This is a genomic window from Ornithinimicrobium panacihumi (genome assembly GCF_052073805.1).
GTDB classification, from domain to species: Bacteria; Actinomycetota; Actinomycetes; order Actinomycetales; family Dermatophilaceae; genus Ornithinicoccus; species Ornithinicoccus panacihumi.
Genome location: NZ_JBQGWG010000032.1, coordinates 1 through 24,925, shown reverse-complemented (window position 1 = coordinate 24,925; position 24,925 = coordinate 1). Strand labels below are relative to the sequence as shown.

At 72.0% G+C, this 24,925-nt stretch carries 22 protein-coding genes; 13 read left to right on the top strand and 9 right to left on the bottom strand.

Annotated elements, in window-relative coordinates; genetic code table 11:
* The first annotated feature begins 100 nt into the window (after positions 1 to 100).
* Positions 101 to 1,390 carry an ISL3 family transposase gene (locus ACTMMA_RS17355; RefSeq protein ID WP_441189508.1) on the top strand — a complete coding sequence of 430 codons (1,290 nt, stop codon included), beginning with the start codon at positions 101 to 103 and terminating at the stop codon, positions 1,388 to 1,390.
* A 48-nt stretch (positions 1,391 to 1,438) separates the two neighbouring features.
* On the opposite strand, the gene ACTMMA_RS17350 is transcribed toward ACTMMA_RS17355, so the two are convergent.
* Both ACTMMA_RS17350 and guaD read right to left on the bottom strand, forming a co-directional pair.
* A complete protein-coding gene (locus ACTMMA_RS17350) occupies positions 1,439 to 2,983 on the bottom strand; it encodes an NCS2 family permease (protein WP_441191357.1) in 1,545 nt (514 codons plus the stop codon).
* A gap of 137 nt (positions 2,984 to 3,120) precedes the next feature.
* Positions 3,121 to 4,524 carry a guanine deaminase gene (gene guaD, locus ACTMMA_RS17345; protein WP_441191356.1) on the bottom strand — a complete coding sequence of 468 codons (1,404 nt, stop codon included), beginning with the start codon at positions 4,522 to 4,524 and terminating at the stop codon, positions 3,121 to 3,123.
* Positions 4,525 to 4,806: 282 nt separating this feature from the next.
* On the opposite strand from guaD, the gene ACTMMA_RS17340 reads away from it, so the two are divergent.
* From ACTMMA_RS17340 to ACTMMA_RS17330, 3 genes are read left to right on the top strand one after another with little or no spacing between them, the layout of a single operon-like run.
* Positions 4,807 to 5,493: a hypothetical protein gene (locus tag ACTMMA_RS17340; protein ID WP_441191355.1), complete on the top strand. Its 687-nt coding sequence runs from the start codon at positions 4,807 to 4,809 to the stop codon at positions 5,491 to 5,493.
* Positions 5,490 to 6,671, top strand: a complete 1,182-nt coding sequence (locus ACTMMA_RS17335; protein WP_441191354.1) for a hypothetical protein — start codon at positions 5,490 to 5,492, stop codon at positions 6,669 to 6,671. Before ACTMMA_RS17340 ends, ACTMMA_RS17335 begins: the two co-directional genes overlap by 4 nt.
* The gene (locus ACTMMA_RS17330; protein ID WP_441191353.1) at positions 6,668 to 7,489 is read left to right on the top strand and encodes an FHA domain-containing protein; all 822 of its coding nucleotides are present in this window, start codon (positions 6,668 to 6,670) and stop codon (positions 7,487 to 7,489) included. Before ACTMMA_RS17335 ends, ACTMMA_RS17330 begins: the two co-directional genes overlap by 4 nt.
* A 2-nt stretch (positions 7,490 to 7,491) precedes the next feature.
* On the opposite strand, the gene ACTMMA_RS17325 is transcribed toward ACTMMA_RS17330, so the two are convergent.
* Both ACTMMA_RS17325 and ACTMMA_RS17320 read right to left on the bottom strand, forming a co-directional pair.
* Positions 7,492 to 7,839: a GntR family transcriptional regulator gene (locus ACTMMA_RS17325; RefSeq protein ID WP_441191352.1), complete on the bottom strand. Its 348-nt coding sequence runs from the start codon at positions 7,837 to 7,839 to the stop codon at positions 7,492 to 7,494.
* Complete coding sequence (locus ACTMMA_RS17320; protein WP_441191351.1) at positions 7,839 to 8,780, bottom strand: hypothetical protein; 942 nt, start codon at positions 8,778 to 8,780, stop codon at positions 7,839 to 7,841. Before ACTMMA_RS17320 ends, ACTMMA_RS17325 begins: the two co-directional genes overlap by 1 nt.
* A 107-nt stretch (positions 8,781 to 8,887) precedes the next feature.
* Here ACTMMA_RS17320 and ACTMMA_RS17315 point away from each other — a divergent pair, with 107 nt between their 5' ends.
* A complete protein-coding gene (locus tag ACTMMA_RS17315; protein ID WP_441191350.1) occupies positions 8,888 to 9,571 on the top strand; it encodes a DUF2461 domain-containing protein in 684 nt (227 codons plus the stop codon).
* On the opposite strand, the gene ACTMMA_RS17310 is transcribed toward ACTMMA_RS17315, so the two are convergent.
* Together ACTMMA_RS17310 and ACTMMA_RS17305 are read right to left on the bottom strand one after the other, a co-directional pair.
* Positions 9,561 to 10,298 carry a thermonuclease family protein gene (locus ACTMMA_RS17310; protein WP_441191349.1) on the bottom strand — a complete coding sequence of 246 codons (738 nt, stop codon included), beginning with the start codon at positions 10,296 to 10,298 and terminating at the stop codon, positions 9,561 to 9,563. The two genes, ACTMMA_RS17315 and ACTMMA_RS17310, sit on opposite strands and share 11 nt — an antisense overlap.
* Positions 10,299 to 10,474: 176 nt before the next feature.
* The gene (locus ACTMMA_RS17305; RefSeq protein ID WP_441191348.1) at positions 10,475 to 11,362 is read right to left on the bottom strand and encodes a PRC-barrel domain-containing protein; all 888 of its coding nucleotides are present in this window, start codon (positions 11,360 to 11,362) and stop codon (positions 10,475 to 10,477) included.
* Between the two features lie 155 nt (positions 11,363 to 11,517).
* Between ACTMMA_RS17305 and ACTMMA_RS17300 the strand changes: the two genes are divergently transcribed.
* The 4 genes from ACTMMA_RS17300 (at position 11,518) to ACTMMA_RS17285 (ending at position 15,719) form a co-directional block, all read left to right on the top strand.
* Entirely contained in the window at positions 11,518 to 13,221 is a 1,704-nt protein-coding gene (locus ACTMMA_RS17300; protein WP_441191347.1) for a serine/threonine-protein kinase, read from the top strand.
* A 12-nt stretch (positions 13,222 to 13,233) separates the two neighbouring features.
* On the top strand, positions 13,234 to 14,301 hold the full coding sequence (locus ACTMMA_RS17295; protein WP_441191346.1) for an alcohol dehydrogenase catalytic domain-containing protein: 1,068 nt from the start codon (positions 13,234 to 13,236) through the stop codon (positions 14,299 to 14,301).
* 80 nt (positions 14,302 to 14,381) lie between these two features.
* Positions 14,382 to 15,422, top strand: a complete 1,041-nt coding sequence (locus ACTMMA_RS17290) for an LLM class flavin-dependent oxidoreductase (RefSeq protein WP_441191345.1) — start codon at positions 14,382 to 14,384, stop codon at positions 15,420 to 15,422.
* Positions 15,423 to 15,506: 84 nt separating this feature from the next.
* Positions 15,507 to 15,719, top strand: a complete 213-nt coding sequence (locus ACTMMA_RS17285) for a hypothetical protein (RefSeq protein ID WP_441191344.1) — start codon at positions 15,507 to 15,509, stop codon at positions 15,717 to 15,719.
* A gap of 26 nt (positions 15,720 to 15,745) precedes the next feature.
* Here ACTMMA_RS17285 and ACTMMA_RS17280 read toward each other — a convergent pair whose 3' ends face one another.
* The 3 genes from ACTMMA_RS17280 to ACTMMA_RS17270 form a co-directional block, all read right to left on the bottom strand.
* On the bottom strand, positions 15,746 to 17,194 hold the full coding sequence (locus tag ACTMMA_RS17280; RefSeq protein WP_441191343.1) for a hypothetical protein: 1,449 nt from the start codon (positions 17,192 to 17,194) through the stop codon (positions 15,746 to 15,748).
* Positions 17,191 to 17,838: an ABC transporter ATP-binding protein gene (locus tag ACTMMA_RS17275; RefSeq protein WP_441191342.1), complete on the bottom strand. Its 648-nt coding sequence runs from the start codon at positions 17,836 to 17,838 to the stop codon at positions 17,191 to 17,193. Before ACTMMA_RS17275 ends, ACTMMA_RS17280 begins: the two co-directional genes overlap by 4 nt.
* A gap of 72 nt (positions 17,839 to 17,910) precedes the next feature.
* Positions 17,911 to 21,237, bottom strand: coding sequence for a TM0106 family RecB-like putative nuclease (locus tag ACTMMA_RS17270; protein WP_441191341.1), 3,327 nt, complete (start codon positions 21,235 to 21,237; stop codon positions 17,911 to 17,913).
* A gap of 167 nt (positions 21,238 to 21,404) precedes the next feature.
* Between ACTMMA_RS17270 and ACTMMA_RS17265 the strand changes: the two genes are divergently transcribed.
* From ACTMMA_RS17265 to istB, 4 genes are all read left to right on the top strand, one after another.
* On the top strand, positions 21,405 to 21,986 hold the full coding sequence (locus ACTMMA_RS17265; RefSeq protein WP_441191340.1) for a Type 1 glutamine amidotransferase-like domain-containing protein: 582 nt from the start codon (positions 21,405 to 21,407) through the stop codon (positions 21,984 to 21,986).
* 139 nt (positions 21,987 to 22,125) lie between these two features.
* Positions 22,126 to 22,374 (top strand): ribbon-helix-helix protein, CopG family, encoded by a 249-nt coding sequence (locus ACTMMA_RS17260; RefSeq protein ID WP_441191339.1) that lies wholly within the window; start codon positions 22,126 to 22,128, stop codon positions 22,372 to 22,374.
* Positions 22,375 to 22,860: 486 nt separating this feature from the next.
* Complete coding sequence (istA, locus tag ACTMMA_RS17255; protein WP_441190557.1) at positions 22,861 to 24,075, top strand: IS21 family transposase; 1,215 nt, start codon at positions 22,861 to 22,863, stop codon at positions 24,073 to 24,075.
* A complete protein-coding gene (gene istB / locus ACTMMA_RS17250; protein ID WP_441190556.1) occupies positions 24,072 to 24,872 on the top strand; it encodes an IS21-like element helper ATPase IstB in 801 nt (266 codons plus the stop codon). Before istA ends, istB begins: the two co-directional genes overlap by 4 nt.
* Positions 24,873 to 24,925: the final 53 nt, after the last annotated feature.

Here is a 24,925-nt window from a genome sequence, read left to right as displayed (position 1 = left end):
GGCCCTTCAACTTTGAGCGTGGTGGGGCCCTGAGGTAGGGCTCGCGGCCCTGCGCCAACATGGGTGTTGTCTAGACATCCCATGAGCGAGGACCGCGAGCGTGCACCAGCCTACGTTCGACGTCGATGCGGCGTCGATCCTGTTCAACCTGTCCGGCTACCGAGTCGTCTCAGCCAGCCCTGCCGTCGGCGATGAGCAAGCGCGGCAGGTGGTGATCGAGACGACCACGAGCGAGGGCGCGTGCCCGTCCTGCGGGGTGCTGTCCTCGCGGGTCCAGGCTCGACCCATGCAGCACGTCAAGGACGTCCCGTGCGGCGGGGAGTCCCTGGACGTGCTCGTGCGCAAGCGGCGCTACGCCTGCCGGGAGCCGCTGTGCCCGCGGCGCTCGTTCACCGAGGAGACCGAGCAGCTGCCCGCCCGGGCCCGGGTCACGACCCGGCTGGCGGAGCAGGTGATCACCGCCTGTCGGGCCGAGCCGCGAGCGGTCTCCCGCGTCGCGCACGAGGCGGACCTGTCGTGGCCGACGGTAATGCGGATGCTCACCAGCACCGTGGACCTGGATACCGGCGTGGACCGCCGGCACGTCAAGCATCTGGGGATCGATGAGCACCGATTCCGCACCGTGCGCTACCTGCGCGATCCCGACACCCAGGCCGTGAAGCGGGTCGAGCCGTGGTCAATCGTGTTCACCAACCTGGACGACGGGGCCATCCTCGACGTCGTCGATGGACGCCGCGGCAAAGTCGTCACGTCCTGGCTGGCGGCCCGGCCGCGGTGGTGGCGCCGGCGCGTGCAGATCGTCGCCCTCGACATGTCCGGCGAGTTCCGTGCCGCCGTCCGCAGGGCACTACCGCGCGCCCGGGTCAGCGTCGACCACTGGCACGTGGTGCGGCTGGCGAACGAGATGGTCACCAAGGTCCGCCGGCGCCGGGTGTGGGAGCTGCACGAGCGCCGCGGCCGGGCCACCGACACCTCGTGGAAGTACCGCAAGCTGCTCACCTGCGCCGGTGATCGGCTCACGCTGCGTCAGCGGACCAAGCTGCAGCAGATCCTCGCCGAGGACGTTGAGCTGGCCGTCGCCTGGGGGATCAAGGAGCACGTCCGTCAGGTTCTCAGCGCCACTGACACGTCATCGTTCCAGCGGCACTGGGCCCACCTCGAGCGCGCCGTGCGCGCCACCCGCCTGCCCGAGCCCGCAGCGCTGTTCCGGACCCTGCGCGCGTGGCGGCGGGAGCTGCTCACCTTCTGCCGAACCAGGGTGACGAACGCGAGGACGGAGGCGGCGAACCTGACCGCGAAGACGATCAAGAGGGTCGGACGGGGGTACCGCAACCACGACAACTACCGATGCCGCATCATTGGCTACGCGCCCCGACCCATCGCGGCGTGAACACCCGCGCCACGCTCAAAGTTGAAGAGCCAGGATAGGACGAGATCGCTAGACGAGCCAGATGTATCTGGCGACCAGCAGCAGGGCCACGATGTAGAGGATCCAGTGGACCTCCTTGGCCTTGCCGGTCAGCACCTTGATCAGGCAGTAGCTGATGATGCCGATCGAGACGCCGTTGGCGATCGAGAAGGTCAGCGGCATGACGATGATCGTCAGGAAGGCGGGCACGCCCTCGGCGACCTCGTCCCAGTCGATGTGGCGGATGCCGTCCATCATCAGCGCGCCGACGAGGATCAGCGCCGGGGCGGTGGCGGCGCCGGGGATGGCACCGGCCAGCGGCCAGATGAACAGCGCGAGGGCGAAGAGCAGGCCGGTGACCGTCGCGGTGACGCCGGTGCGTCCGCCCTCCTCGATGCCGGAGGCCGACTCGACGTAGGCGGTGGTGGTCGAGGTGCCCATCCAGGCGCCGAACATCGCGGCGAGCCCGTCCATGGAGAAGACGGTCTTGGCGCGCGGCATGTCGCCCTTCTCGTCCAGGTAGCCCGAGCGGTGCGCCAGCCCGGTGAGGGTGCCGGTCGCGTCGAAGAAGTCGACGAAGAAGAAGGTGAAGACGACCGAGAGCAGGCCCAGGCCGAGCGCACCCATGATGTCCATCTGCCCGAAGAGGTCGGCGGGCCAGACGGGCATGCCCACGACACCGTCGGTGAAGCCGGGGAAGGCGATCATCGCGCCGTCGGCGCCGCTGTAGACCTGGGCCCGGGTCACGATGGCCAGGATCGAGGTGATGAGGATGCCCCACAGGATGGCGCCGGTGACGCGCAGCTGCATGAGCACGGCGGTGACGATGAGGCCGATCAGCGCGAGCCAGGCACCGGGCGCCTTGAGGTCGCCCAGGCCGACGAGGGTCGCCTCGTTGGCCACGACGATGCCGGCGGTGCGCAGGCCGAGCAGCGCCAGGAAGGTGCCGATGCCAGCGGTGATGGCCAGCTTCAGGCCCATCGGGATGCCCTGGACGATGGCCTTGCGGGCACCGATGAGGGACAGCACCACGAAGAGGACGCCGGAGATGAAGACCGCGCCGAGGGCGGTCTGCCAGGCCACGCCCATGCCGAGGACGACGGTGAAGGCGAAGAAGGCGTTCAGGCCCATGCCGGGCGCCTGCGCGAAGGGATAGCGCGCGATGACGCCCATGATGATCGAGCCGAAGGCGGCCGCCAGACAGGTCACCGACAGCAGCTGGGCGAAGGTGGTGGGGCCGACGTCGATCGCGTTGCCCAGCACCGAGGGGTTGACGAAGATGATGTAGCTCATCGTCAGGAAGGTCGTCAGACCGGCGCGCAGCTCGATCGGGATGCTGGACCCAGCCTCGCTGATGCCGAAGTAGCGGTCCAGGAAGCCCTTGGGCTCGCGGGGCTCGGTGGCCGGCGTGATGGGTCGCCCGTCGTCGTCGATGATGCCGGCGCGGTGCCGCGCCTGCTGGGCGGCGACCTCGGTCCGGGACGTGTCGTATGTCCCGGTGTCCAGCTGCTCCGGCGAGGCCGAGTGCGGATCGGCGAAGCGGTTGGGCCGGTCCGGCGTGGTGTTGTCGCTCATCGGACTCCTTGGTGGTGGGCGGGTGGATCAGGGGCGGTGGATCGGTGCGGTGGATCGGTGCGGTGGACGGGTGATGGATCGGGTTGTGGGCGAGATGGGTGTTGAGCGTAGTGGTCCAGGGGGCTCCGTGGGGCTGATCAGCAGGTGCGGGTGTGGACCGGGCGGCCGCCGACCCAGACACCGGCCAGGTCGGCCGAGGTGCCCAGGACGAAGGTCTTGGCCAGGGCGTCGACGTCGTCGCGGGCGTGCTGCAGCGCGGCGTGGAAGGGCGTCGCGGGCTGGGGCTTGACCCACACGGCGTCGAACTTCTTGCCGACGGACAGGTCACCGACCTCCTCCCCCAGGCCCAGCGCCTGGGCGCCGGAGCTGGTCACCAGGTGGAGCAGGTGGGCCGGGGTCAGCGGGAAACCTTGCTCGTGCAGCAGCTGCTGCATGAAGTAGGCCTGCAGACCCTCGTTGAGCAGGTTGAAGCCGGTCCCGGCGCCAACGTCACAGCCCATCGCGACCCGCACGCCGGCCTCGAGGTGGCGTCGCAGCGGGAAGAGGCCGCTGCCCAGGGAGGAATTGCTGGTCGGGCAGTGGGCCACGGTGGCGCCGCGCTCGGCCAGCACCCGCAGCTCCTCGTCGGTGGGGTGCACGTTGTGGGCGAAGACGCTGCGCGGTCCGACGAGCCCGTGGCGGGCATAGGTGTCCAGGTATGAGGTTGCTCCGGGAAAGAGCTCCAGCACCGTCCGGACCTCGGCCGGGTTCTCGTTGAGGTGGCTGGTGAAGTAGGCGTCCTCGCGGGAGGCGACGAGGTCGTCGCACACCTCGAGCATCTCGTCGGTGCACGAGATGGAGAAGCGGGGAGTGACCGCATACCGGAGCCGGCCCTCGCCCTGGCCGTGCCAGCGGTCGATGAGGGCGGTGCTCTCGGCGCGTGCGGTCTCGGGGTCGGTGTGCAGCTCGTCGCGCAGGAGCCGGTCGCCCAGGACCTGGCCGGAGGTGATCCGCAGGCCGGAGCGCTCGGCCTCCTGGAAGAGCGCGTCGACCGCCGTGGCGAAGTGGGAGCCGAAGACGAGGGCGGTGGTGGTGCCGGAGCTGGCCAGGCCGCGGAGGAACTCCTCGGCGACCTCGTGGGCGTAGTCGACGTCGCCGAGCCGGGCCTCCTCGGGGAGGGCGACGTGCTCGAGCCAGTCGAGCAGCGGCATACCGAGGCCGCCGATGGCGCGCAGCTGGGGGAAGTGGACGTGCGCGTCGACGATGCCGGGGATGAGCAGGCCCTCGCGCAGGTCGACGACCTCGCCGGAGTCGTGGCCGGCGTCGGGATGGCCGGAGTCGGCGTGGGCCCCGGCGGGCAGCCGGTCGACGATGACGCCGTCCCGGACGACGAGGGCGACCTCCTCGGCACGCAGCGCCTGGGACGCGGCGGCGGGATCGTCGGCGTCGGTGACCGCGAAGGGATCGGTCGGGGTGTCGTAGGCCCGGGCGAGATAGGTGGTGGTCACGCCGTCGGCCGCGCCGTGGGACGGGGTGTGGGGCATCGCGGTGAGCCGGGGCATCGCTGCGTCCTCTCGAAGTGCATCGGCGCGGGGCCGTGGGCCTCGCGCTGCATGGTTCGAGCGGGTCAGGGTTGCGTCCAGGTTGACCATGCGAACAGTCCGCACCCTCGATGTGGTTCCGGGAGAAACTACTCCTTCCCGATCCCGTTGGGAAGAGTTTTCGGAAAATTCCTTCCACATCCGGCCCCAGCGGGTCGGTCGCGGCGCCCCACCCGTTCGGGTGGCGGCGCCGGGTGAAAGGGGCACAATGGGCTGGTCCCCGACATCCACCCTGGGAGCACGATGGACCACGCCGAGGACGGCACCGCCCTGCCCACCGCGCAGGAGTTGCGCCACACCCTGACCGAGCACGCCGGGCTGCTGCAGGGGCCCTCCCTGCCGGATCCTGTCGAGGCGAGGGTCCGCCGGATCGTCGCCTCCACCTCCGACCTGCTGGACCGGATGGAGGAGGGCGGCACGCCCGACGGCGCCGAGACCGACGCCGAGACGGTGGGCGCCATCACCCGCGCCATCGCCTGGACCGCGGAGGCCGTCGGCGCCTTCCAGCGACTGCCCTCCGGCTTCGCCTTCACGCGCGCCACGACCGGAAAGGTCTCCCCCGCCCTGGCGCTCATCGACGACCTGGACCTGCTGGGGCTCACGCTGGACCACACCTACGACGCCGTCGCCCGAGACGACCTGGCCGCGCTGGAGAAGCAGCTGGCGGTGCTCGAGGAGCGCTTCGCCACCGACACCGAGCCGGTCGAGATGGTGGAGGACACCCGGATCACCGAGGACGACCTCGACCAGGACCGGGTCGAGGAGCTCGGGCTGGAGGTCGGCGACGACGGCATCCCGCGCATGCCCGTGCCCGACCAGCGGGATGCGACCGAGCAGCCGGACGCGACCGATCAGTCCGACCAGGCCGACGAGCCTGCCCCTGACAGCCCTGACACCCCTGAGACTCAGCCCGAGGAGGCCACGAGTTGAACACCAGCCACTACGCCGTCGCGCCGGAACCGCCGGCGGGTCCGGGCGACCTGCCTGAGGACGGCGCGGTCGACCGCTACCTGGCCGAGCTGGGCCGGTGGCGGATGCGTCGGGAGCACGAGCTGCGCGCCCTCGACGAGCTGACCCGCACCCACGACGAGCGCGACGCGCTCAACGTGGACGTCACGACCTCGATGGCCCTGTGGCACGCGGTCGCTCAGCGCCACGACCTGCTGCTGACCACCTGGGAGGCGGCCACCGAGGGTGAGGGCGAGCGCGACTGGGTCGCCCAGCTCATCTGGGGCGTCCTGGAGATGCCCGACGGCGACGCCCAGGCGCTGGCGATCACGCTGCCGGAGGCCATGCGCCTGTCCGACTCCCTGGCCACCTCGCTGCGGGCGCGGCTGGGCACCGACGAAGACGACCTGCCGGTCGCGGACCGCACGGCCGCGCTGCAGGATGAGATCGACCGGATCCGCACCCGCCTGGATGAGTCCGGCAGCCCCGCAGAGGGCGACGAGGCGGACCAGGGCGACGACACCGAGGAGACCCCGGACCTGCACGCCCAGCTCCAGGAGCTGGAGACCGAGCTCGAGGCGGTCCGCCAGGGCGGCCAGCCCGAGGACGACGGCCGGGCGGCCGAGGTCCGCAGCGAGCTGGGGGCCCTCCAGTCCCGGCTGGTCCGCATCGACCAGGCCTCCATCGTGGCCACCGCCTCCGAGGCCCACGGCCGGGCCGACGCCGAGCAGGCGGCCGCCGAGCGCGACCACCTGGTCGCCAAGGGCGAGGCGGTGCGTGCCCTGGCCGAGCGGGTGCTCAACTCCGTCCACCCGGCGCCCAAGCTCGGCATCCCCGACGTCACCGCCCTGGGCGACCTGCCCTCCGACGAGAACGAGCTGTCGACCTACGTCGCCAACCTCGAGCGCGTCGGACGCGCGCTGGACCAGGCCCACGCCACGTATGCGGCGGCGCTGGCTGAGTACGCCGACCTCGCCGACCGCGCGGAGCTGCTGGCCAAGACCCTGTCCGGCTGCGGCGCCCCCACCAGCGTCGACCTGGCCGGCATGCTGACCGCGGCCAAGGAGTCGCTGCACAACCAGCCCGCCGACATCCAGCGGGCCTCGGCGCTGATCGCCGCCCAGGAGGCCTATCTCGCCCAGCTGAGGCCCGACGCATGAGCCCCGACGGAACCCCGGAGAAGGGCAGGCGCACCGAGCCGGCCAAGCCCACCAGCCCCGGCGCCGACGCCGAGGAGACGGCCGTCGAGTGCCCCAACTGCCACGCGACGAGCGTGGGCGACGTGCCCTTCTGCGGCGCGTGCGGCTACGACTTCGTCACCGGGGTCGTCCCGGAGGAGCCGGAGGAGGATGAGGACCCCGGTCCCCGGCCGACGACGATGCAGGCGGCCGAGCCGCACGAGGCCTACATCGACCCACGGCGCGACGCCGACGACATCGAGCTGCCGACCAGCCCCGAGGAGGTCGCCCTCGACCCGGCGGACCTGCCCCTCCGGCCGGAGGTCCCCCCACCCACTCCCCCGACCGCGGGTCAGGAGCACGTGGCCCACGAGCTGCCGCATACCCGGCCGCCGTCGCGGTTGGAGAACGCCGAGTGGGTCGCCGAGATCTGGGTGGACCACGGGTGGCACGCCACGCGGGAGAGCGACCAGCCCGTGCCGCCGGCCGGTGAGCCGGAGGTCGTGCCGCTGACCACGGACAACGTCGTGATCGGGCGCACCAACATCGCGCGCGGCCTGCACCCCGACCTGGACGCCGGGACCGACGCCGGGGTCTCGGTGCGGCACGCGCAGCTGACCAGCGACGGCGAGCGGTGGTGGATCGAGGACCTCGACACCTCCAACGGCACCTACGTCTCGACCGTGGGGCTGCCGCTGCCGACCGAGCCGATCGAGCGGGGCCTGCGGGTGCTGATCGACGAGGACGACCGGGTCTACCTGGGTGGGTGGACGCGGCTCATGCTGCGCCGCCGCGCCTGAGGTCAGCCCCTGAGCGCGTGCCGCACGAGCTCGAGGGCGTCCGTGGGCGCGAGGCCGAGCTGCTGGACGACGCGGACATAGGCCGCGGCCGCCTGACGTGCCTCCGCGCCCGCGTCCTTCTCGGCGACGAAGGTCCCGGCGCGCCCCCGACCCTCGATCATTCCGTCGGCCTCCAGGTCGCGGTAGGCCCGGGCGACGGTGTTGGGCGCGATCCCCAGGTCTCCGGCCAGGCGCCGCACGGTCGGGAGGCGGTCACCCGGCCTCAGGTCCCCGGCGAGCACCTGGGCGCTGATCTGGGCATGAAGCTGGGCGGAGGCGGGCTCCGGCGACGTCGGGTCGATCCGCAGCATCAGCCCCGCCCGTCCCCCGGCAGGGCCTCGGCCCCGCTCGCGCCGGGCACCCGCCCGCCCCAGAGCCGGTCGCGCATGTGCGCGATACTGCTGCCGCCGAACCATCTGGTGCTCAGCAGGATGAGCGCGAGGAGGAGCACGAAGGGCGCCGCATAGCCCATGACGAGCAGCGCGACGGTCCAGTCCGGACCCACGCTCCCGCTGCGCGCGGTCGCGACGGAGGCCGCCTCGTCGAGCACGTCCCCGGAGGCCAAGAGGCCCAGGACCGCGATCACGGCCGGAGGGACGGCCAGCGTGGTGATCGTGCTGGAGCGGACCGCGTCCTGCCAGTAGAGCTCGGTCTCGTCGCGCGCGGGCTGCGGTGCGTCCAGGAGGCGCTGGACGGCCCACCAGCCCAGGCCGGCCAGCACGGGGAGGGCGACGGCCAGCAGCGGCAGCGGGCTGGACCGGAGGACCTGCGCGTCAAACCAGGGCGTGCGGCCCAGCAAGAGCGACGCGGCAGTCACGACCACGGCCAGGGCCACCACGCCCGCCACCCCGAGGAGCACCTTCGGCGAGAGGTAGTCCCCCACGACCGGGCTGCTCAGGCGGGCGAACCTCGGCCCGTCGGTCGGCGCCCCGGGGCGGAGGATCTCCACGACCGCCAGGCAGGCCGAGGCGACCGTGAGCAGCAGCGCGAAGGAGAACCAGCCCTCGAACATCGCCAGGTCGACCCCCGCCAGAGACAGCACGACCAGGATCACCCCGGCCACGACGACGCCCACGCCGCCGGCCAGTGCGCGACGTGTCTCCCGCGCCTCCAGCGCGGCGGCCTGCTCGGCCGGCACCCGCACCTGCGCCTGCTCGGCGATCGTCCGCACGAGGCGCCCACGGTATGCGGCGCTCAGCGGCAGCAGGAGGCCGACGGCCCCTACCGCGATGAACAGCAGCCCTTCGTGCATCCCACGCTCCCATCTTTGTATTGCTACAAAGGTTAGGCAGGTTCTCGAATTGTGTCAATACAAAACGCGAGAACGGGCACGGAAGCCCGCTGGGTAGGGTCGGCCCCATGGTCTCCGACAGGCCCGGCTTCACCGGGATCCCCCACGCTGCGACGGACTTCTACGCCCGGCTCGAGGAGGACAACAGCCGGGAGTTCTGGGCCTCGCACAAGGAGGCCTACGAGCGGGACGTGCGCGGGCCGATGACCGGTCTGCTGGCCCAGCTCGAGGACGACTTCGGGCCGGCCAAGGTCTTCCGGCCCCAGCGGGACGTGCGCTTCGGCGCCGACAAGAGCCCCTACAAGACGCACCAGGGCGGCTATGTCAGCCGCGCCCCGAGGACCGGCTGGTATGCGGAGGTGTCGGCCGACGGCTTCCGGCTCGGCGGTGGTTCCTACCACCTCGAGCCGGCGGCGCTGGCCGCATACCGGAGCGCTGTGGACGGACCGCGCGGGGCGCGGCTCGAGCGCGTCGTGGAGGCCCTGCGGGAGCAGGGCTGGGAGATCGACGGCGACCGGGTGGCGACCGCCCCGCGCGGCTGGCCGCGCGACCACCGGCGGATCGAGCTGCTGCGGTTCAAGAACATCTCCGCGATGCGGTGGATCGAGGACGGCGACATCGTGACGACGCCGGCCCTGGTGGAGGAGGTCCGGCAGCGGTGGGAGCAGGTGCGTCCGCTGGTGGAGTGGCTGGCCGAGGTCATCGGCCCGGTCGCCTCGCCCGAAGGTCGCGGGCGCGGCGTCAGGGCATGACCGCGCGGGCCCTGGCTTGCAGGTCGGCGACCCGTCCCCGCAGGTCGCGCAGCTCGACCTCGTCGTAACCGCCCCCGGAGAGCAGGGCGGGATCGGCCTCGTCGATGGCGGCGATGAGGGCCCCGGCGGCCTGGTCGGCGGCCAGACCCCGGTCGCCTCGCTGGAGGTTGCCGAGCACGGACTCGGCCTCCTCGACCAGGTCCTCGACGTCCTTCTCCAGCTCGGTCCAGGCGCACTCGCTGTCCGGGTCGAAGGCGCCGCGCTCGTCGGCACGCGCCTCCTCGAAGGCTTCCTCGACGTCGCGCAGGAATCTGTCGTTGCGGCCGAAGACCACCGGCTCGCCCAGCCCGGCAGCGGCGATCTCGGCGTTGACGAGGGTCGGGCCGACGTAGACCGCCGCCAGGAGGCGGCCGTAGCGGTCGCGCAGGTCGAGGTCGTAGTCCAGCTCCACCCTGCTCCCGGCCGGGAGCTCACGCCGCAGGAACTCGGTGGCCTGCGGGCCGATGCACGACAGAACCTGGCGCTGGTCCCCGATCTCGGGGGTGTCCACGTTGAGCAGCCGGACCCGCTCCTCGACGCCGGCGACGCGGATCACCACGGTGTCACCATCGACGACCTTGACCACCTGGCCGCGCTCGGCGTCGCCCTCGAAGAGGCGCACCAGCACGACCGCCGCGATCACCACGAGCGCGGCCAGGATCAGCACCAGCCAACCCTTCACCCGCATGGCGCCAGCCTAGGCGTGCGGACCGACAGACCGGGCACACAGCCAGACGGCCCACCACGTCGATGCGTGGTGGGCCGTCCGTGGGCGCTGCGACCCGGGTGTCCCCTGATCGTCCGGCGTGCAGTCCCAGCTCGCTCGCGGGAGCGGTGCTCTCGGTATGCGGCGTCAGGGCCTGGTCAGTAGCGCCCGTCCTCGCGGCGCTCGCCCGGGCCCCGCTCACCGTCGACGTAGTCGTCGCCCTCGTTCCTGGGGTCGGCCACCATGTCGCGGTCGTTGACCAGGTTGCGGTCGCCGTCCAGACGGTCCCCGTCGCGGGCCAGGTCGTCGCCGGCCATGTCGTCGCGGGTGAGGTTGTCCCGGGCCTCGCCGCGGACGAGCTCGTCGTCGGTGGCCATGCCGGCGCTGGTGCCGAAGCCCTGGCCGCTGCCCAGGCCCTGGTCGCCCATGTCCCGGTTGTCGCCGAGGGTGCGGTCGTCGGCGTGGGTGCGCTCGTCACCCATCACGCGGTCACCGGTGTAGGACTCCTCGGTCTGGTCGGGCGCGACCCAGTGCTCCTCGAGACCGACCTCGTCGGTGTCGGTGCCCATCCGGTCCGTGCCCGTGCGGTCGGCGTCCGCCTCGTCGACGAAGGCACGGTCGTCGGTGATGCCGCGGTCCATCGCGAGGTCGTCGCTGCCGGCCGCCATGGTGCCCACGCCGGCCATGCCCGCCGCACCGTCGCGCACGCCGTCATGCACGCCGTCACCGGTCGCGCGGGGGTCGCCGTAGTAGGCGAACAGCTCGTTCTGCTGGGCCTCGTCGAGGTGGGCGTCGACGTCGACGTTGGGAGCGTCCTTGATGAAGGCCTTCTCGTGGGGCACCACGATCTGCCCGTCGCGGACGGAGGCGCCGGCCATGGGCACGAGCGTCTCCTTCATGCCGAAGAGGCCGGTCCTCACCGTGACCCACTCGACCTCGCCGGAGGTGTCGTTGAGGTAGACCTGGCCGACGTCGCCGATCCGGTCACCGTTGTTGTCGATGACCTCCGCGCCGTGGAGGCTCTCGTGATCCTGGGTGAAACGCATGCTCTTCTCCTTCGTCGAGGGTTGAGGCGGTGCTACCCGCTCCACGCTGCCAGCCCCGGGCCGCGGCGTCCCTCTGAAACGACTCGCGGGCCCTTGCAGGAGATGTGCAGGCGCCATCGGTAGCGTGGGGCCTTGCCGATCAGGAAGGACCGACCATGGCCCTGCGGGGGACTCGATCGAACGCCCGGACGCTGGCCGCCCTGGCCTGCGCCGGAGCCCTGTCGCTGAGCGCCTGCGACAGCCTCGCCGGCGGCGACTCGACCGGAGCGACCAGCGGCTCCGCCGGCCAGGGAGCTGACCGGGGAGACGCTCAGGGGAACGAGGAGCCTGCCGACCAGGCCACCCCGGAGGCGGTGAGCGCCACCACCTCCGCACCGGAGGACGAGGCGCTGGTGCTGAGCGGCGGCCGCGATGAGCGCGCGGTGGGCGTCACCGAGGCGCTGTTCGCCTCCGCCTCCGTCGTCGTCCTGGCCGAGGAGAAGCAGACCCTCCGCGGCGCCTCGGCCGCCGCCAGCCTCGGCGTCCCCCTGGTCGTGGACGGTCCCGACGCCGCCGCCGAGCTGGAGCGCCTGGGTGCCGAGGTGGCGCTGGTCGTCGGGGAGGTCGCCGATCCCGCCATCGACGTCGTCGTGCCGCAGACCGACGCCGAGCTGGCCTCCCTCCTGGGAGCCGCGCCACCCCAGGCGGTCGCCGAGGACGAGGCCGTCGAGGCGTTCACCTCCGCCGAGTTCGGCGCGCCCACGCTGATCGTGCCCGAAGGGCTCCCCCTGACCGCGCCGACGCTGACCGGTGACCGCGACGCGCTGCCCGCGACGGCTCCGGCGCAGGCCCTGGACACGGTGGCGGTCCTGTCCACCGGGGAGGCCAAGGACCTGGCCGCGCTGGGCTCCGCCCGGGCGGCGGGAGCACGGGTCCTCGTGGGACCGCATACCGATCCTCGAGCCTCCGCCGAGAGCGTGGAGGCCCTGGCCGAGGCGAGGCCGGCCACGGTGATCGGCCTGGGCAAGGGCTTCGGCAAGGCCGAGGACCTGGCCTGGAAGGTCAGGACCGCCAGCACCGGGACCCAGCTGCCCGGCGGGGGCCAGCTGGTCCTGCCCGGCAAGACCTACGTGGCGCTCTACGGGACGCCCGGCAGCGGCGCGCTCGGCGTGCTCGGCGAGCAGGGGCCGGAGGAGACGATCGCCCGGGCCGAGGAGCACGCGGGGTGGTATGAACCGCTCACCGACCAGACCGTCGTGCCCACCCTGGAGATCATCGCGACCGTCGCCAGCTCGCAGGCCGGCGCCGACAACGACTACTCCTCCGAGATCGCCGTCGAGCAGCTCGAGCCCCTCGTCGACCTCGCCGAGGAGGAGGGCCTCTACGTCGTGCTCGACCTCCAGCCCGGACGCACCGACTTCCTGACCCAGGCCAAGCTCTACGAGGACCTCCTCGAGCGTCCCCACGTGGGGTTGGCGCTGGACCCCGAGTGGCGGCTGCAGCCCCACCAGGTGCACCTGACCCAGATCGGCCAGGTCGGGATCGAGGAGGTCAACGAGGTCGTCGACTGGCTGGCCGACCTGACCCGCGACAACGACCTGCCGCAGAAGGTGCTGGTGCTGCACCAGTTCCACCTCGGGATGATCCCCGAGGCCGACGCGGTCGACCAGAGCCGTGAGGAGCTGGCCCTGCTCATCCACGCCGACGGGCAGGGCGCGCAGCCGGACAAGCAGGCCACCTGGCGCTCGCTGCACCAGCACGCCCCGTCCATGAAGCACTGGGGCTGGAAGAACTTCTACGACGAGGACACCCCGATGCTCTCCCCCGAGGAGACGATGTCGCAGGTGGACCCGCTGCCGGACTTCATCTCCTACCAGTAGGAGGATGGCAGCATGGCTGCGGTCGACACCATGATGCGGGCGATGGTCTTCGAGGCCTTCGGCGAGGCTCCGCGGGTCGTGGAGGTCCCTCGCCCTCGGGCGCCGGAGGGTGGTGTGGTCGTGCGCGTGGAGGCCACCGGGCTGTGCCGCTCGGACTGGCACGCCTGGCAGGGCCACGACCCCGACATCACCACGCTGCCGCACGTCCCCGGCCACGAGCTGGCCGGCACCGTGCACGAGATCGGTCCCGGGGTGAAGACCCTCCACGTCGGGCAACGCGTGGTCGCACCTTTCGTCCTGGGGTGCGGCGCCTGTCGGCTCTGCCGCGCCGGCCAGGCCCAGGTGTGCCCGCAGCAGTGGCAGCCCGGCTTCTCCGGCCCTGGTTCGTTCGCCGGGTATGTGGCGCTGCCCGCCGCCGACTTCAACCTCGTCCCCCTCCCGGACGAGGTGACCATGGAGGTGGCGGCGGGGCTGGGCTGCCGGTTCGCCACCGCATACCGGGGCGTCGTGGACGTGGCGAAGGTGCAGGAGGGTGACACGGTCGCCGTCCTGGGCTGCGGCGGCGTCGGCCTGGCCGCCGTCATGATCGCGGCGTCCCGGGGCGCGCAGGTGGTCGCGGTGGACGTGGCCGCCGGCGCCCTGGAGTTGGCGCGCTCGGTCGGCGCGGCCGCCACGGTCGACGCGTCCGTCGGCGACCCGGTGGCAGCGATCCGCGAGCTGCACCCCGACGGCGTCGACGTCAGCATAGACGCGCTCGGCTCGGTGGCCACGGCCGACGCGGGCGTGCGCAGCCTGCGGGCCCAGGGGCGGCACGTGCAGATCGGGCTGCTGCCCGCGGCCGTCGTGGGCGACCGGGCGACCGTGCCGATGCACGTCGTGATCGGCCAGGAGCTGCAGGTGCTGGGCAGCCACGGGATGGCGGCGGCGGACTACCCCCGCATGCTGTCCGACATCGCCGCCGGCCGGCTGGACCCGGGGCGGTTCCTGGCCCGCCCGATCCCGCTGGAGGAGGCGCCGGCCGCCCTCGCGGCGATGGACGGCCCGGGCGCGGTGCCTGGCGTGACCATCATCCGACCCTGAGCCCGGCTCTCAGCAGGCACGCCCGAGACGGACCGGCTGCCCCGGGGAAGCCTGCGCCGGGCCTCCGTGTTGGCACCCACATGACCTCCCTCGCGCTCTCCGTCCTCGACCTCGTCCCCGTCCGCACCGGCCAGACCACCGGTCAGGCCCTGGAGTCGGCGCGCCGGCTGGCGCGGGTCGCGGACGAGGCGGGCGCCCGGCGCTACTGGGTGGCCGAGCACCACAACACCCACTCGGTGGCCTCGACCAGCCCGCCGGTGATCATCTCGATGCTCGCCGCGGCGACCGAGCGGATCCGCGTGGGCTCCGGCGGCGTGATGCTGCCCAACCACGCCCCGCTCGCGGTGGCCGAGCAGTTCGCGCTGCTCGAGGCCGCCCACCCCGGCCGCATCGACCTGGGCATCGGCCGCGCACCGGGCACCGACCCCGTCACGAGCTGGGCGCTGCGCGCCGGGCTCAGCGACGAGGACGCCGTGCGGCGCTTCCCCGACTACGTGCAGCAGGTCGCGGCCTACATGTCCCCCGACGGCGCACGCATCCAGATCGGCCCGCGCGAGCACGACGTGCGCGCCACTCCCCACGCCCTGCAGGCTCCCCCGGTCTGGCTGCTGGGCTCCTCGGACTACTCGGCGCGCCTGGCCGGCCAGCTGGGTCTGCCCTACGTCTTCGCCCACCACTTCGCCGGGCGCGGCACGGCCGAGGCGCTGGCGCTCTACCGCTCCTCCTGGGCCGGCCCGGGCGAGCCGCAGACCTTCCTGACCGTCAACGCGGTCGTGGCCGACAGCCGTGAGGAGGCCGAGCGCCTCGCCCTGCCCTTCCAGCACATGATGGCACGCCTCCAGGTCGGTGCGCTGATGGATCCGGCGCCGCTCATGACCGTCGACGAGGCGATGGCCGCGCCGCTCCTGCTGCCGGCCGACCGGTTCGCGGCGATCACCGCGCCGTGGCTGCTGGGCACCGCGGACGAGGTTGCCGAGGGTATGCGGTCGCTCGCCGCCACCCACGACGTCACCGAGGTGATGGTCCAGCCGATCGCCGGCTCGTATGCGGCCGAGCCGCTGGAGAGCACCGTGGCCCGGGAGCGGACGGTCACCGAGCTCGCCGCCCGACTGGTCTCCTGAGCCCTCACCTCCGTCGCAGGTCGGAGAGCGATCTCCCGCGGACGACCGATGTGCCGAGGGTCGCTGCGTGGCACCGTGGGAGCCATGGACATGCCACAGCCTGCCCCGCCGCCCCCTGAGCGACCCAAGAAGAAGGGCGAGATGGACCGGACGACCGCGTGGATCCTGGGCCTGGGCATCGGCATCGCGCTGGCCGTCTCGCTGGATAACTGGGCCTTCCTGGCCATCGGGATCGCCATGGCGGCAGCCTTCGGCGCCTTCAACGACACGCCCTCCGACGAGGAGGACGCGGCCTGAGGGGTGCGGCCTGACGGGCGCCGCCCTCAGGACGTCCGCGGCCCCGTCGCCCCACGCACGAGGAACCACGCCGCGACCGGATAGGCCAGCAGCCACGGCTCGGCTCCACCCAGCACCAGGTGCCCGGCCAGCGCAGCGGCGGCACCGGCGACCAGCAGCGAGCTGACCTGCCAGGCCGCGACGTTGAGCGCGGACAGGTCGCCCATGGGCGTGGGCACGGGGGTGAGCAGCGCGAGCGGCAGCGGGCCCTTGCCCGCCGCGTGGATGCGCGCGGCGACCGCGAGCGCGAGCCCCAGCAGGCTCACGAGCGCGGTCAGCGGTGCGGCGCCGACCGTCGCCGCGACGAGCAGCACTCCCCCGCCGCCGAGAAGCGTGACGAGGGTCAGGGGCAGCAGCGAGTGCAGGAGCAGCAGGTATGCGGTGCCCGTCCCGTAGAGCGTGGGGGCACCTGCCGCCTCGAGGGTGTGCCGGTAGCCGTCGGCCCAGGGGCCGACGGCGAGGTAGGCGACCGCGACGGAGACGGCGAGCACGGCCCAGCGGACGATCTCGGGAGACGCTCCGGCGAGCGCGCCGAGGGCGCCCGCGACGAAGAGACCCAGGCAGCCGAGGACGAAGCGCTCCGGGTCGCGCAGCGAGCCGACGAGGTCGCGCCGCCAGAAGACCAGGGGCAGGAACTGCCCGGCTCCGACGGCGCGCCAGTGGGCGCCCAGGGTCGGGGGCAGCCGCAGGTGCGCGGCCGCCGCGGCCAGGTCCCCCGTCACGGCCGCCACTCCGGCGCTGTCCCAGCGCCGGGACTGCTCCAGCAGAGCGGCGCCGGTGAGGCGGTCGAGGAGGTGGGGCACCGCATACCCTGCGGCGACCGCAGCCAGCCCCAGACCGAGGGGAGGCAGCGGCGCGAAGGGGGCGAGGAGTGCCAGGATCGCGGCCAGGCCGGCGGACCAGGCGCGCGGCAGCGCCTGCCCGGCGAGCCAGCAGGTGGCGGCGACAAGGGCGAGCGCGAGGGTGGCCAGCAGCACGATGACGAGGTCGAGGACCGGGCGGCCGGCGATGCCGAGCGCGACCGCGGGGGCGATCACCACGGCGACCAGCGCGAGGGCGAGGAGGCCGGTCGAGCGCAGGTGGGGCCGGCGCAGCGCCAGGCTCCGTCGCCACGGTCCGGAGCCGAGGAGGGCGGCCATCAGCGGCGGCAGGTGCGCCGGCCCGCGGACCCGTCCGAGCAGGACCGCCCCGGCGAGCACGAGCCAGCCGGTGGTCGCGGCGACGCGCGGGGCGAGGTCGACCAGGAGCGGGAGGACGTCGGGGCGGGTGAGCGCGGTGATGACGGAGTAGTAGGGGCTGGTCAGCAGGATGAGGACGAGGAAGGCGACGTAGATCGCGTAGGCGTCCTCCCCCGCGCTGGTGCGCAGCCGCTCGGACACGGCCTCGCGACGGACGGCGCGCAGGTGCCGGCTGCTGCCGACGCCGTCGGGGCTCACGCGGCCCCGGCGAGGGTGAGGGTCCGGTCGGCGAGCGCGGCGGCCAGGTCCGGGTCGTGGGTGGCCATGACGATCGTGGTGCCGTCGCGGTGGCGGCGTTGGAGGGCGGTGGCCACCCGCTGGAGGCGCTCGGGGTCGAGCCGCTGCTCGGGCTCGTCGAGGAGCAGCACCTCGGCCGGCCGGACGAGGGTCAGCGCGAGGGCGAAGAGCTGGGTCTGGCCGGAGGAGAGCTGGTGGACGAAGCGGTCCTGCAGGTGCGCGAGACCGAGCTCGGCCAGGACCTGGGTGGCGGCCTCGTCCGCGTCGACGCCGGTCCCGCCCCAGGCGAGGGCCACGAGCCGCAGGTGCTCGCGCACGGTGAGGTCGCGGGCGAAGGGCGGGGCGCCGATGAGCCCGGCGACGCTGCGGCGGAAGGCGGCGTCGCGCTCGTCGACGCTGCGTCCCATCACGTGGACCATGCCGGTCGTGGGACGTTGGAGGCCGGCCAGGACGCGCAGGAGCGTCGTCTTGCCCGAGCCGTTGTCACCCCGGACCGCCAGGCAGGTGCCTGCGTCCAGCGTGAAGGTGGTGTCGGTCAGCAGCGGCTGTCCGTCGATGGCCACGCTGATGTTCTGCACGTCGACGGCCGGCCCCATGCGGGACATCTTCTCAACCCGCTCGGGCGCTGGGCCCGACGGTTCCCTGGGGCCGAGGACCCACCGGAGCCGGACGCCTCCTCAGACCTGCTCGGCCTCGTCGACGAACCGGCACAACGCGTTCACGGCGCGCAGGTCCGCGGGGGTGGTGACCGGGGCCTCGAGCAGCGCCGGGCTGCCGACGACGACCGCGAGGGCCCGGGCACGGGAGACGGCCACGTTGAGCCGGTGCACGTCGTAGAGGAAGTCGACGCCGCGAGGGGCGTCGTGGACGCTGGAGGAGGCCATCGAGTAGATGACGACGGCACCCTCGTGCCCCTGGAACTTGTCGACCGTGCCCACCTGCACTCCGGCCGGCAGCTGACCCTGCAGCGCTTGCACGTGGGCGTTGTAGGGCGCGACGACCAGGATGTTTTCGCGCCGGATCGGTCCCCGGACGCCCTTCTCGTTGGTCCAGCTGCCCCGGAGCAGGTCCTCGACCAGCTCCCGCACGACCCGCGCCTCCTCGGCGGAGAAGGAGGAGTTGCCGACGTGCTCCACCGGCAACCAGCGCAGCCCCGACCCGGTCAGCCGTCCAGGAGCCTCCAGGCGCTGCTGCGTCGTCAGCTCCTCCGAGCGCAGCCGCCCCTCGTAGGCCAGCTCGGAGACGAAGCCGGTGATGTCCGGGTGCATGCGCCAGGTCTTGTCGAGGAAGATGCCGCGGGCCGGGTCGATGGTCTCCCTGCCCTCCATCAGGTGCTCCAGCGCGGACACGCCCGACCCGTACGGGTGGGTGGCTTGGGTGGGCGAGCGCAGCTGCTGCGGGTCGCCCAGCATCACCAGCGCCTTCGCACCCTGGGCGACCGCGACCGCGTTGGCCAGCGAGAACTGCCCCGCCTCGTCGATGACCAGGACGTCGACCGCCTCGGCCATCTCGGGTCGTGCCCACAGCCAGGCCGTGCCCCCGATGAAGGTCGCTCCGTCGGCGATCGCCTTGTCCAGCTTCTTGTTGTCCTTGGCCAGGGTGATGAGCGCACCCTCGGGCGGGTTCGGCGTGCCCTCCTTCGGTTTGCGCACGCCGGGCCGCTCGACCTTGGCCATGAGGTCGGCGATGACGCGGTGCGACTGGGCGGTGACCCCGACCTTCTTGCCCGCGTCGAGGAGCTCCCGGATGAGCAGAGCTGCGTTGTAGGACTTGCCGGCTCCCGGTGGTCCCTGCACGGCCAGCACCTCGCCGGCGAGCCCCCGACCGACGCGGCGCATCAGCTCACCGGAGCGTTCGCCCTCCAACCGTGGCGGGATCAGCGGGGTTCGCCGGTCCAGGACCCGCAGCCCCAGGCTCTCGCGCCCTGCCATGGCGTCCTCCCCGAGGCGCATGAGTGCCGCCCGGATGATGGCGCTGCCCACGAGATCGTTCTGCACGAGTGCGTCCGGCCTCAGAGGCTGAAGCTTGACGCTGCGCGACACCTCGATCCAGCCCGCCGCTGCGTCGACCCCCACCACTGTCCCCACGCTGCGGCGCTTCTCCGCCTCATGGTCGGGACGACGGGCCTCGTCGATCGTGCCTCCGATCTTGACCTTCAGCTCCTGCGGAGGGAACGGGTAGCGCCAGATGTTCGACTGCTTCACCACCCCGACGGCCTGTGGCTCGCCCACGCCCCCGATGGCCTTGCTGTCCTCGATCAGCTCGTCACGGGACATGGTCTCGGTCCGGTAGTAGTCCCACCAGGCCGACTTGTCCTCGCGCCGGTGCCACCCGACGAGACCCGCGAGCAGCTCGTGCCCGCCGGCCACCAGGCGATCGGCCAGCGCCTGCTCCTCGCGCATGGCCTCGCTGTCGCGCGCCTCTTCCTTCTTCATGCCCACGTAGCGCGTCAGCTGGTGGCTCGTCGCCAGCTCGGCGCGGCGCTCCTCCAGCCACTCGTGGAGGGCGTGCGTGGAGCGGACATCCTCGCGGTTGTAGTCCCGGATCGCGTCGATGACCGCGTCGTCGACCTGTCCGCCGGCGAGCCAGCGTTCGTACTCCACGACCGAGGCCATCCCGTCGGCGACCTCCCCCTCCTGCGCGGTCCGCTGCTCGCCCCAGTAGAAGTCCTCGACCTTCTTGATCGAGTAGGACGGCTTGGACAGCAGCATCCCCTGCCGCACGACCTGGTAGAGGTCGACGAAGCGCTCACCGCGCAGCATCTCGTCGAGCTCGCTGACGCCCGTGCTGTGCTGCATCGTCATCCGCTTCAATGCGGAGACCTCGTAGGCCGCGTAGTGGTAGACGTGCATCCCGGGGTGCTTGTCCCACCGGTCCGCCAGCCAGGTCAGCAGCTCACGGGTCAGCTCCGCCTCCTCCGCCTCGCTGTGCGCCCAGAACGCGATGAAGGGATCCTCGACGTCGTCCTTGGTCCAGATGCCGGCGAGATACTCCCGCCCCTTGCCACCGTCGGCGAGGGGATCGCCCTCGAAGTCGAGATAGACGTCGCCGGGGTCGGGCTCGGGCAGGCGCTGCAGCCCCCGCCCGGTCTCGGGCGGGAGGAGCAGGTATGCGGCAGCCCCGCTCTCCCTCTCCCCCACCTGGAGCTTCGCCTGACCGTGGAGGCGCTCCCGCACCCGGCTGCTCAGCACGCCCGAGAGCGCACCGGGGTTGGTCGCCGCCAGTGCCGCGACTGTCGTGATGCCGGCTGCCATGAGGGCCTCCCGGTGGTCTGAGCGCAGGCCCGCGACCAGGCTCAGGTCGTCGGACGCCTCCCACTCTGCGGTGCAGTGGTCCAGCCAGCGGCAGCGGGCGCAGGCACTGGTCGGGACAGGCGCGGTCAGCGGCTCCCGGGCCTCGACACTGGCCTCCAGGAATCCGGTCAGGCCCGCCCTTACGCGACGGGCGTAGGCCTGGACGTCCACGGACCGCACGTCGTGCCTCGTCCCGTCGCTGGCGACCACGGTGAGTCGATCCACAGGTGCCTGCTGCAGCTGGGCCAGCCGCTCCGCATACCCCGCCATCTGCAGGAGCGCGGTGACCGAGAGGTGACGCGAGAGCTTGGTGTCGGCGATGTCGTAGGACCACTCGCCGAGGGCGCTGGGGCGCTCGGCACGGAGGAGGAAGTCGGCGTGGCCGAGCCAGCCACCGTCGAAGAGCGTGGCCTGGTAGATCACGTCCGCGCCGGAGCGCATCACCTCGAGGGTCGCCGCCTTCCGCTGGCGCAGCGAACCGACCGCCGGTATCTCGACGACCTCGCGCCCCTCGCTCTCGAGCTGGGCACGGAAGGCCTGCTCGTGGCTCATCCCCAGGGCGGCGACGAGCTCGAGCCCCGCGTCCTCCCCCGTCGGCGCCTGACGCCCTCCCCGCAGCACGTCGAGCTCGAGCGTGGTCGCGTGCGCGCAGCCGACGTGACGGGTCACGTCGGTGGCGCTGAGGATCAGCCGGTCGTCGTGCAGGAACATGACATCGACGATAGGGAACACCACTGACAATGCGCGCAGGCTCCACCAGCCTGCGAACGAGCAGACCCTGACACCAGCCCGGCTATCTACCACTACTGCCGAGAGTCGGATGTTCCCGCCCGCGAATGCGAGTGCGGCCTGGGTCAACCGGACCTAGCATCCGAACCGTGAGGATCTACCTGAGTGCTTACCGGCTCGGAGCGCGTGCCGACGTTCTGGCCGCGCACGGCGGTCGCGCGGCGATCATCATGAACGCGCTGGACCCTTTCCCAGATCGGCTCCTCAGCTGGGATCGGGAGACCGGGGACCTCGAGCGGCTCGGCTACTCGAGCACCGAACTGGACCTCCGAGAGTTCTGGAACTATCCAGGCGCTCTGACCCAGCGTCTGGCCGACATTGACCTGCTGTGGGTCGTCGGTGGCAACGCCTTCGTTCTCGCTCGCGCCGCCACCGCGGCAGGACTCGCTGAAGCGCTCCATCAGTCGCCGCACCTCACCTATGCCGGCTATTCGGCCGGTGCGTGCGTGACCTCTGTCGACCTCGCGGGGATCGAGCTGATGGACTCGGCGGACGAACTCCCGGCGGGCTACTCGGCCGAGATGCCGGTTGATACCTTGAACCTGACCGGCGCACGAATCGTCCCCCACGCCGGCACAGCAGACGCCGATGCCGCGGAGCGGCATCTCACGTCGGCGGGCCTGGCCTACCTACCTCTCGCCGACGGCCAGGACCTCATCCTCAACTTCTGAAATCGCCCGGGATGCGGCGCAGGTCTGCGGTCTTTCGACGTATCTACCGTCCTTGTCGTCGCCAGACGCGCTCACGCCGCTGATGGTTCCGGCTGGCGGCCTCTTCCGGACGCCGGGTTTTCGTTATACGATTTTCGCTATGGCACCGAGTGACCAGGTCACAGACGAGCAGATCCAGAAGTGGGCCGACGAGGCTGAGGCCGGCTACGACGTCGAAGAGGTCAAGCGCCGCGGCCGGGGCCGTCCCGGGCGCGGGGCGGCCCCGAGCCAGGTGATCGCTGTTCGACTCACTGCCGAGGAGATCGCAGCGCTGGACGCGTACGCCGCTCGGGAGCACCTGTCCCGCTCCGAGGCGATTCGACGAGCGCTGGCCGGCTACGCCGCGTGAAGGTCCATCGCAGCGCGCTCAAGCACGGCGTCCTTCCGGAGGACGCCGTCCAGACTGCGGACCTGTCGTTGTGGATCGAGCCCTTGGAGCTGAAGAGTGGCCCCACCGTGAGCTGCGGCTCGGGTTCGACACTCAGGCTCGGCTGCTGGAGACGGTCGTCCTCGTGTTCCGCAGCGGCGAGAGATGGTCATCCACGCGATGTCCGCCCGCCGTCAGTTCTGGGACCTTCTGCCGTGAATCGAACGCACTGATTGCCGCGGGGCGCGCGCGTACATTACATGGCCCGGGGCAGCAGGGCGGATCGTGCAAGGATGGCCAGAGACGCTGTGCAGTCTTCCCTGCATCTCGACAATGCAGCGAAGATTGCACAACCGGCACTTGTATGCAGCAATAGTCTGAAGTGATCACAGGCATAACTGTCGGCGGCGCTTGAAAACTAGACAGTAACGGCGCTCGAAAAGTGAACACTCCGCCAACGATTGGAGTGTGATCACCATGGAGGACTGGGCGCTGATCAGGAGGCTGGCCGCCGACGGCGTGCCGAAGGCCAGGATCGCCAGGAAGTTGGGCATCTCGAGGACGACGGTCATAAACGCCATCGCCTCGGACGGGCCACCGAAGTACGAGAGAAGAGCGGGTCCAACGTCGTTCACGCCGTATGAGGCGCGGGTGCGTGAACTCCTCGAGGAGACGCCGGACATGCCCGCGACGGTGCTGGCCGAACGGGTCGGGTGGACCGGCTCGATCCGATGGTTCCGCGACAACGTCAACCGCCTGAGGGTCGACCACCGCCCGATCGACCCGGCCGACCGGCTGACCTGGACGGCCGGGGACGTAGCGCAGTGCGACCTGTGGTTCCCGCCGCGCAAGATCCTGCTCGAGGACGGCTCCCGTACCCTGCTTCCGGTACTGGTCATGACCTGCGGGTACTCCCGGTTCACGCTGGGGAGGATGATCCCGACCCGAAAGACCCCGGACCTGCTCCTGGGCACGTGGGAGCTGCTGGATCAGCTGGGTCGGGTGCCGCGCCGGCTGATCTGGGACAACGAGCCCGGCATCGGACGAGGCAAGCTGACCGAGCCGGTCGCGGTGTTCGCCGGGATGCTGGCCACGAAGGTGGTGCTGCTACCACCGCGGGATCCCGAGTCCAAGGGCATCGTCGAACGCCGCAACCGCTTCTTCGAGACCTCCTTCATGCCCGGGCGCCACTTCGAGTCCCCAAGCGACTTCAACGCCCAGTTCGCCCACTGGCTGTCCGCTGCTAACGCCCGGACGGTGCGCACGATCAAGGCCCGTCCGGTGGACCTGCTCGCCGCGGACAAGGAGGCGATGCTGCCCCTGCCGCCGGCGGTGCTGCACCTGGGCTGGCGCAACCACGTCCGCCTCGGCCGGGACTACTACGTGCGCGTCGACACCTCCGACTACTCCGTCGACCCCCGCGCGATCGGGGCCCGGGTCGACGTCGCCGCAGACCTGGACACCATCCGGGTCCGCCAGGCCGGCCGGCTGGTCGCCGAGCACCCACGCCGGTGGGCCCGGAGCATGACCGTGACCGACCCCGCCCACGTGGCGACCGCCGCCGCGCTACGGCGCGACTACCAGCACCCCAGGTCCCGTCCCGAGGCCGACGACCTGGTCCGGGACCTGGCCGACTACGATAAGGCGTTCGGGATCGACGCCGGCGAGCTGGAGTCGCGATGAGCCGCAAACCAGCATCCGCGAGCGAGTCGCTCAAGCAGATCACCCACCTGGCCGCGGCGCTGAAGGCGCCGCGGATCACCGAGTCCGCCGCCCGCCTGGCCGACCACGCCCGCGACAGCGGGTGGACCCACGAGGACTACCTGGCCGCGGTCCTGGAACGCGAGGTCGCCGCCCGCAACGCCTCCGGGGCCCGGCTACGCATCCGCGCCGCCGGCTTCGGCGCGGTCAAGACCCTTGAGGACTTCGACTTCGACCACCAACCCGGCGCCCGCACCCCGATCCAGGCCCTCGCCTCCGGTGCGTACCTGGCCGAGCACCGCAACGTCGTCCTCCTCGGACCGCCGGGCACGGGCAAGACGCACCTGGCCACCGCCCTCGGCGTCGCCGCCGCCCGGCAAGGACACCGGGTCCTGTTCGCCACCGCCACCGACTGGGTCACCCGCCTGACCGAGGCCCACGACCGCGGCCGCCTGCCGACCGAGCTCACCCGGCTGCGCCGCTACGGCCTGATCATCGTCGACGAGGTCGGCTACCTGCCCTTCGAGCAGGACGCCGCCAACCTCTTCTTCCAGCTCGTCTCCTCCCGGTACGAGCACGCCTCCCTCATCCTGACGTCGAACTTGCCGTTCAGCTCCTGGGCCGGCGTCTTCGGCGACCAAATCGTCGCCGCCGCGATGATCGACCGCATCGTCCACCACGCCGACGTCATCGCCCTCAAAGGCGCCTCCTACCGGCTCCGCGACCGCGGCGTCGAGACGCTTCCCAGCATCAAGGCCGAGCAGGAATCCCTAGACTGAGACCGTTCACTCTTCGACCGCCGAAACCGCCCAGTTTTCGAGCGCCGTCGACA

What these genes read in the sequence shown, in the direction of transcription:
- guaD (WP_441191356.1), bottom strand. Translation starts at nt 4,524, where the DNA reads ATGCCCCGGCTCACCGCGATGCCCCACACCCCGTCCCACGGCGCGGCC.
- ACTMMA_RS17325 (WP_441191352.1), bottom strand. Translation starts at nt 7,839, where the DNA reads ATGCTGCGGATCGACCCGACGTCGCCGGAGCCCGCCTCCGCCCAGCTT.
- ACTMMA_RS17300 (WP_441191347.1), top strand. Translation starts at nt 11,518, where the DNA reads ATGGCCCTGCGGGGGACTCGATCGAACGCCCGGACGCTGGCCGCCCTG.
- ACTMMA_RS17350 (WP_441191357.1), bottom strand. Translation starts at nt 2,983, where the DNA reads ATGAGCGACAACACCACGCCGGACCGGCCCAACCGCTTCGCCGATCCG.
- ACTMMA_RS17330 (WP_441191353.1), top strand. Translation starts at nt 6,668, where the DNA reads ATGAGCCCCGACGGAACCCCGGAGAAGGGCAGGCGCACCGAGCCGGCC.
- ACTMMA_RS17340 (WP_441191355.1), top strand. Translation starts at nt 4,807, where the DNA reads ATGGACCACGCCGAGGACGGCACCGCCCTGCCCACCGCGCAGGAGTTG.
- ACTMMA_RS17270 (WP_441191341.1), bottom strand. Translation starts at nt 21,237, where the DNA reads ATGTTCCTGCACGACGACCGGCTGATCCTCAGCGCCACCGACGTGACC.
- ACTMMA_RS17290 (WP_441191345.1), top strand. Translation starts at nt 14,382, where the DNA reads ATGACCTCCCTCGCGCTCTCCGTCCTCGACCTCGTCCCCGTCCGCACC.
- istB (WP_441190556.1), top strand. Translation starts at nt 24,072, where the DNA reads ATGAGCCGCAAACCAGCATCCGCGAGCGAGTCGCTCAAGCAGATCACC.
- ACTMMA_RS17295 (WP_441191346.1), top strand. Translation starts at nt 13,234, where the DNA reads ATGGCTGCGGTCGACACCATGATGCGGGCGATGGTCTTCGAGGCCTTC.
- ACTMMA_RS17315 (WP_441191350.1), top strand. Translation starts at nt 8,888, where the DNA reads ATGGTCTCCGACAGGCCCGGCTTCACCGGGATCCCCCACGCTGCGACG.
- ACTMMA_RS17275 (WP_441191342.1), bottom strand. Translation starts at nt 17,838, where the DNA reads ATGTCCCGCATGGGGCCGGCCGTCGACGTGCAGAACATCAGCGTGGCC.
- ACTMMA_RS17320 (WP_441191351.1), bottom strand. Translation starts at nt 8,780, where the DNA reads ATGCACGAAGGGCTGCTGTTCATCGCGGTAGGGGCCGTCGGCCTCCTG.
- ACTMMA_RS17305 (WP_441191348.1), bottom strand. Translation starts at nt 11,362, where the DNA reads ATGCGTTTCACCCAGGATCACGAGAGCCTCCACGGCGCGGAGGTCATC.
- ACTMMA_RS17285 (WP_441191344.1), top strand. Translation starts at nt 15,507, where the DNA reads ATGGACATGCCACAGCCTGCCCCGCCGCCCCCTGAGCGACCCAAGAAG.
- ACTMMA_RS17310 (WP_441191349.1), bottom strand. Translation starts at nt 10,298, where the DNA reads ATGCGGGTGAAGGGTTGGCTGGTGCTGATCCTGGCCGCGCTCGTGGTG.
- ACTMMA_RS17260 (WP_441191339.1), top strand. Translation starts at nt 22,126, where the DNA reads ATGGCACCGAGTGACCAGGTCACAGACGAGCAGATCCAGAAGTGGGCC.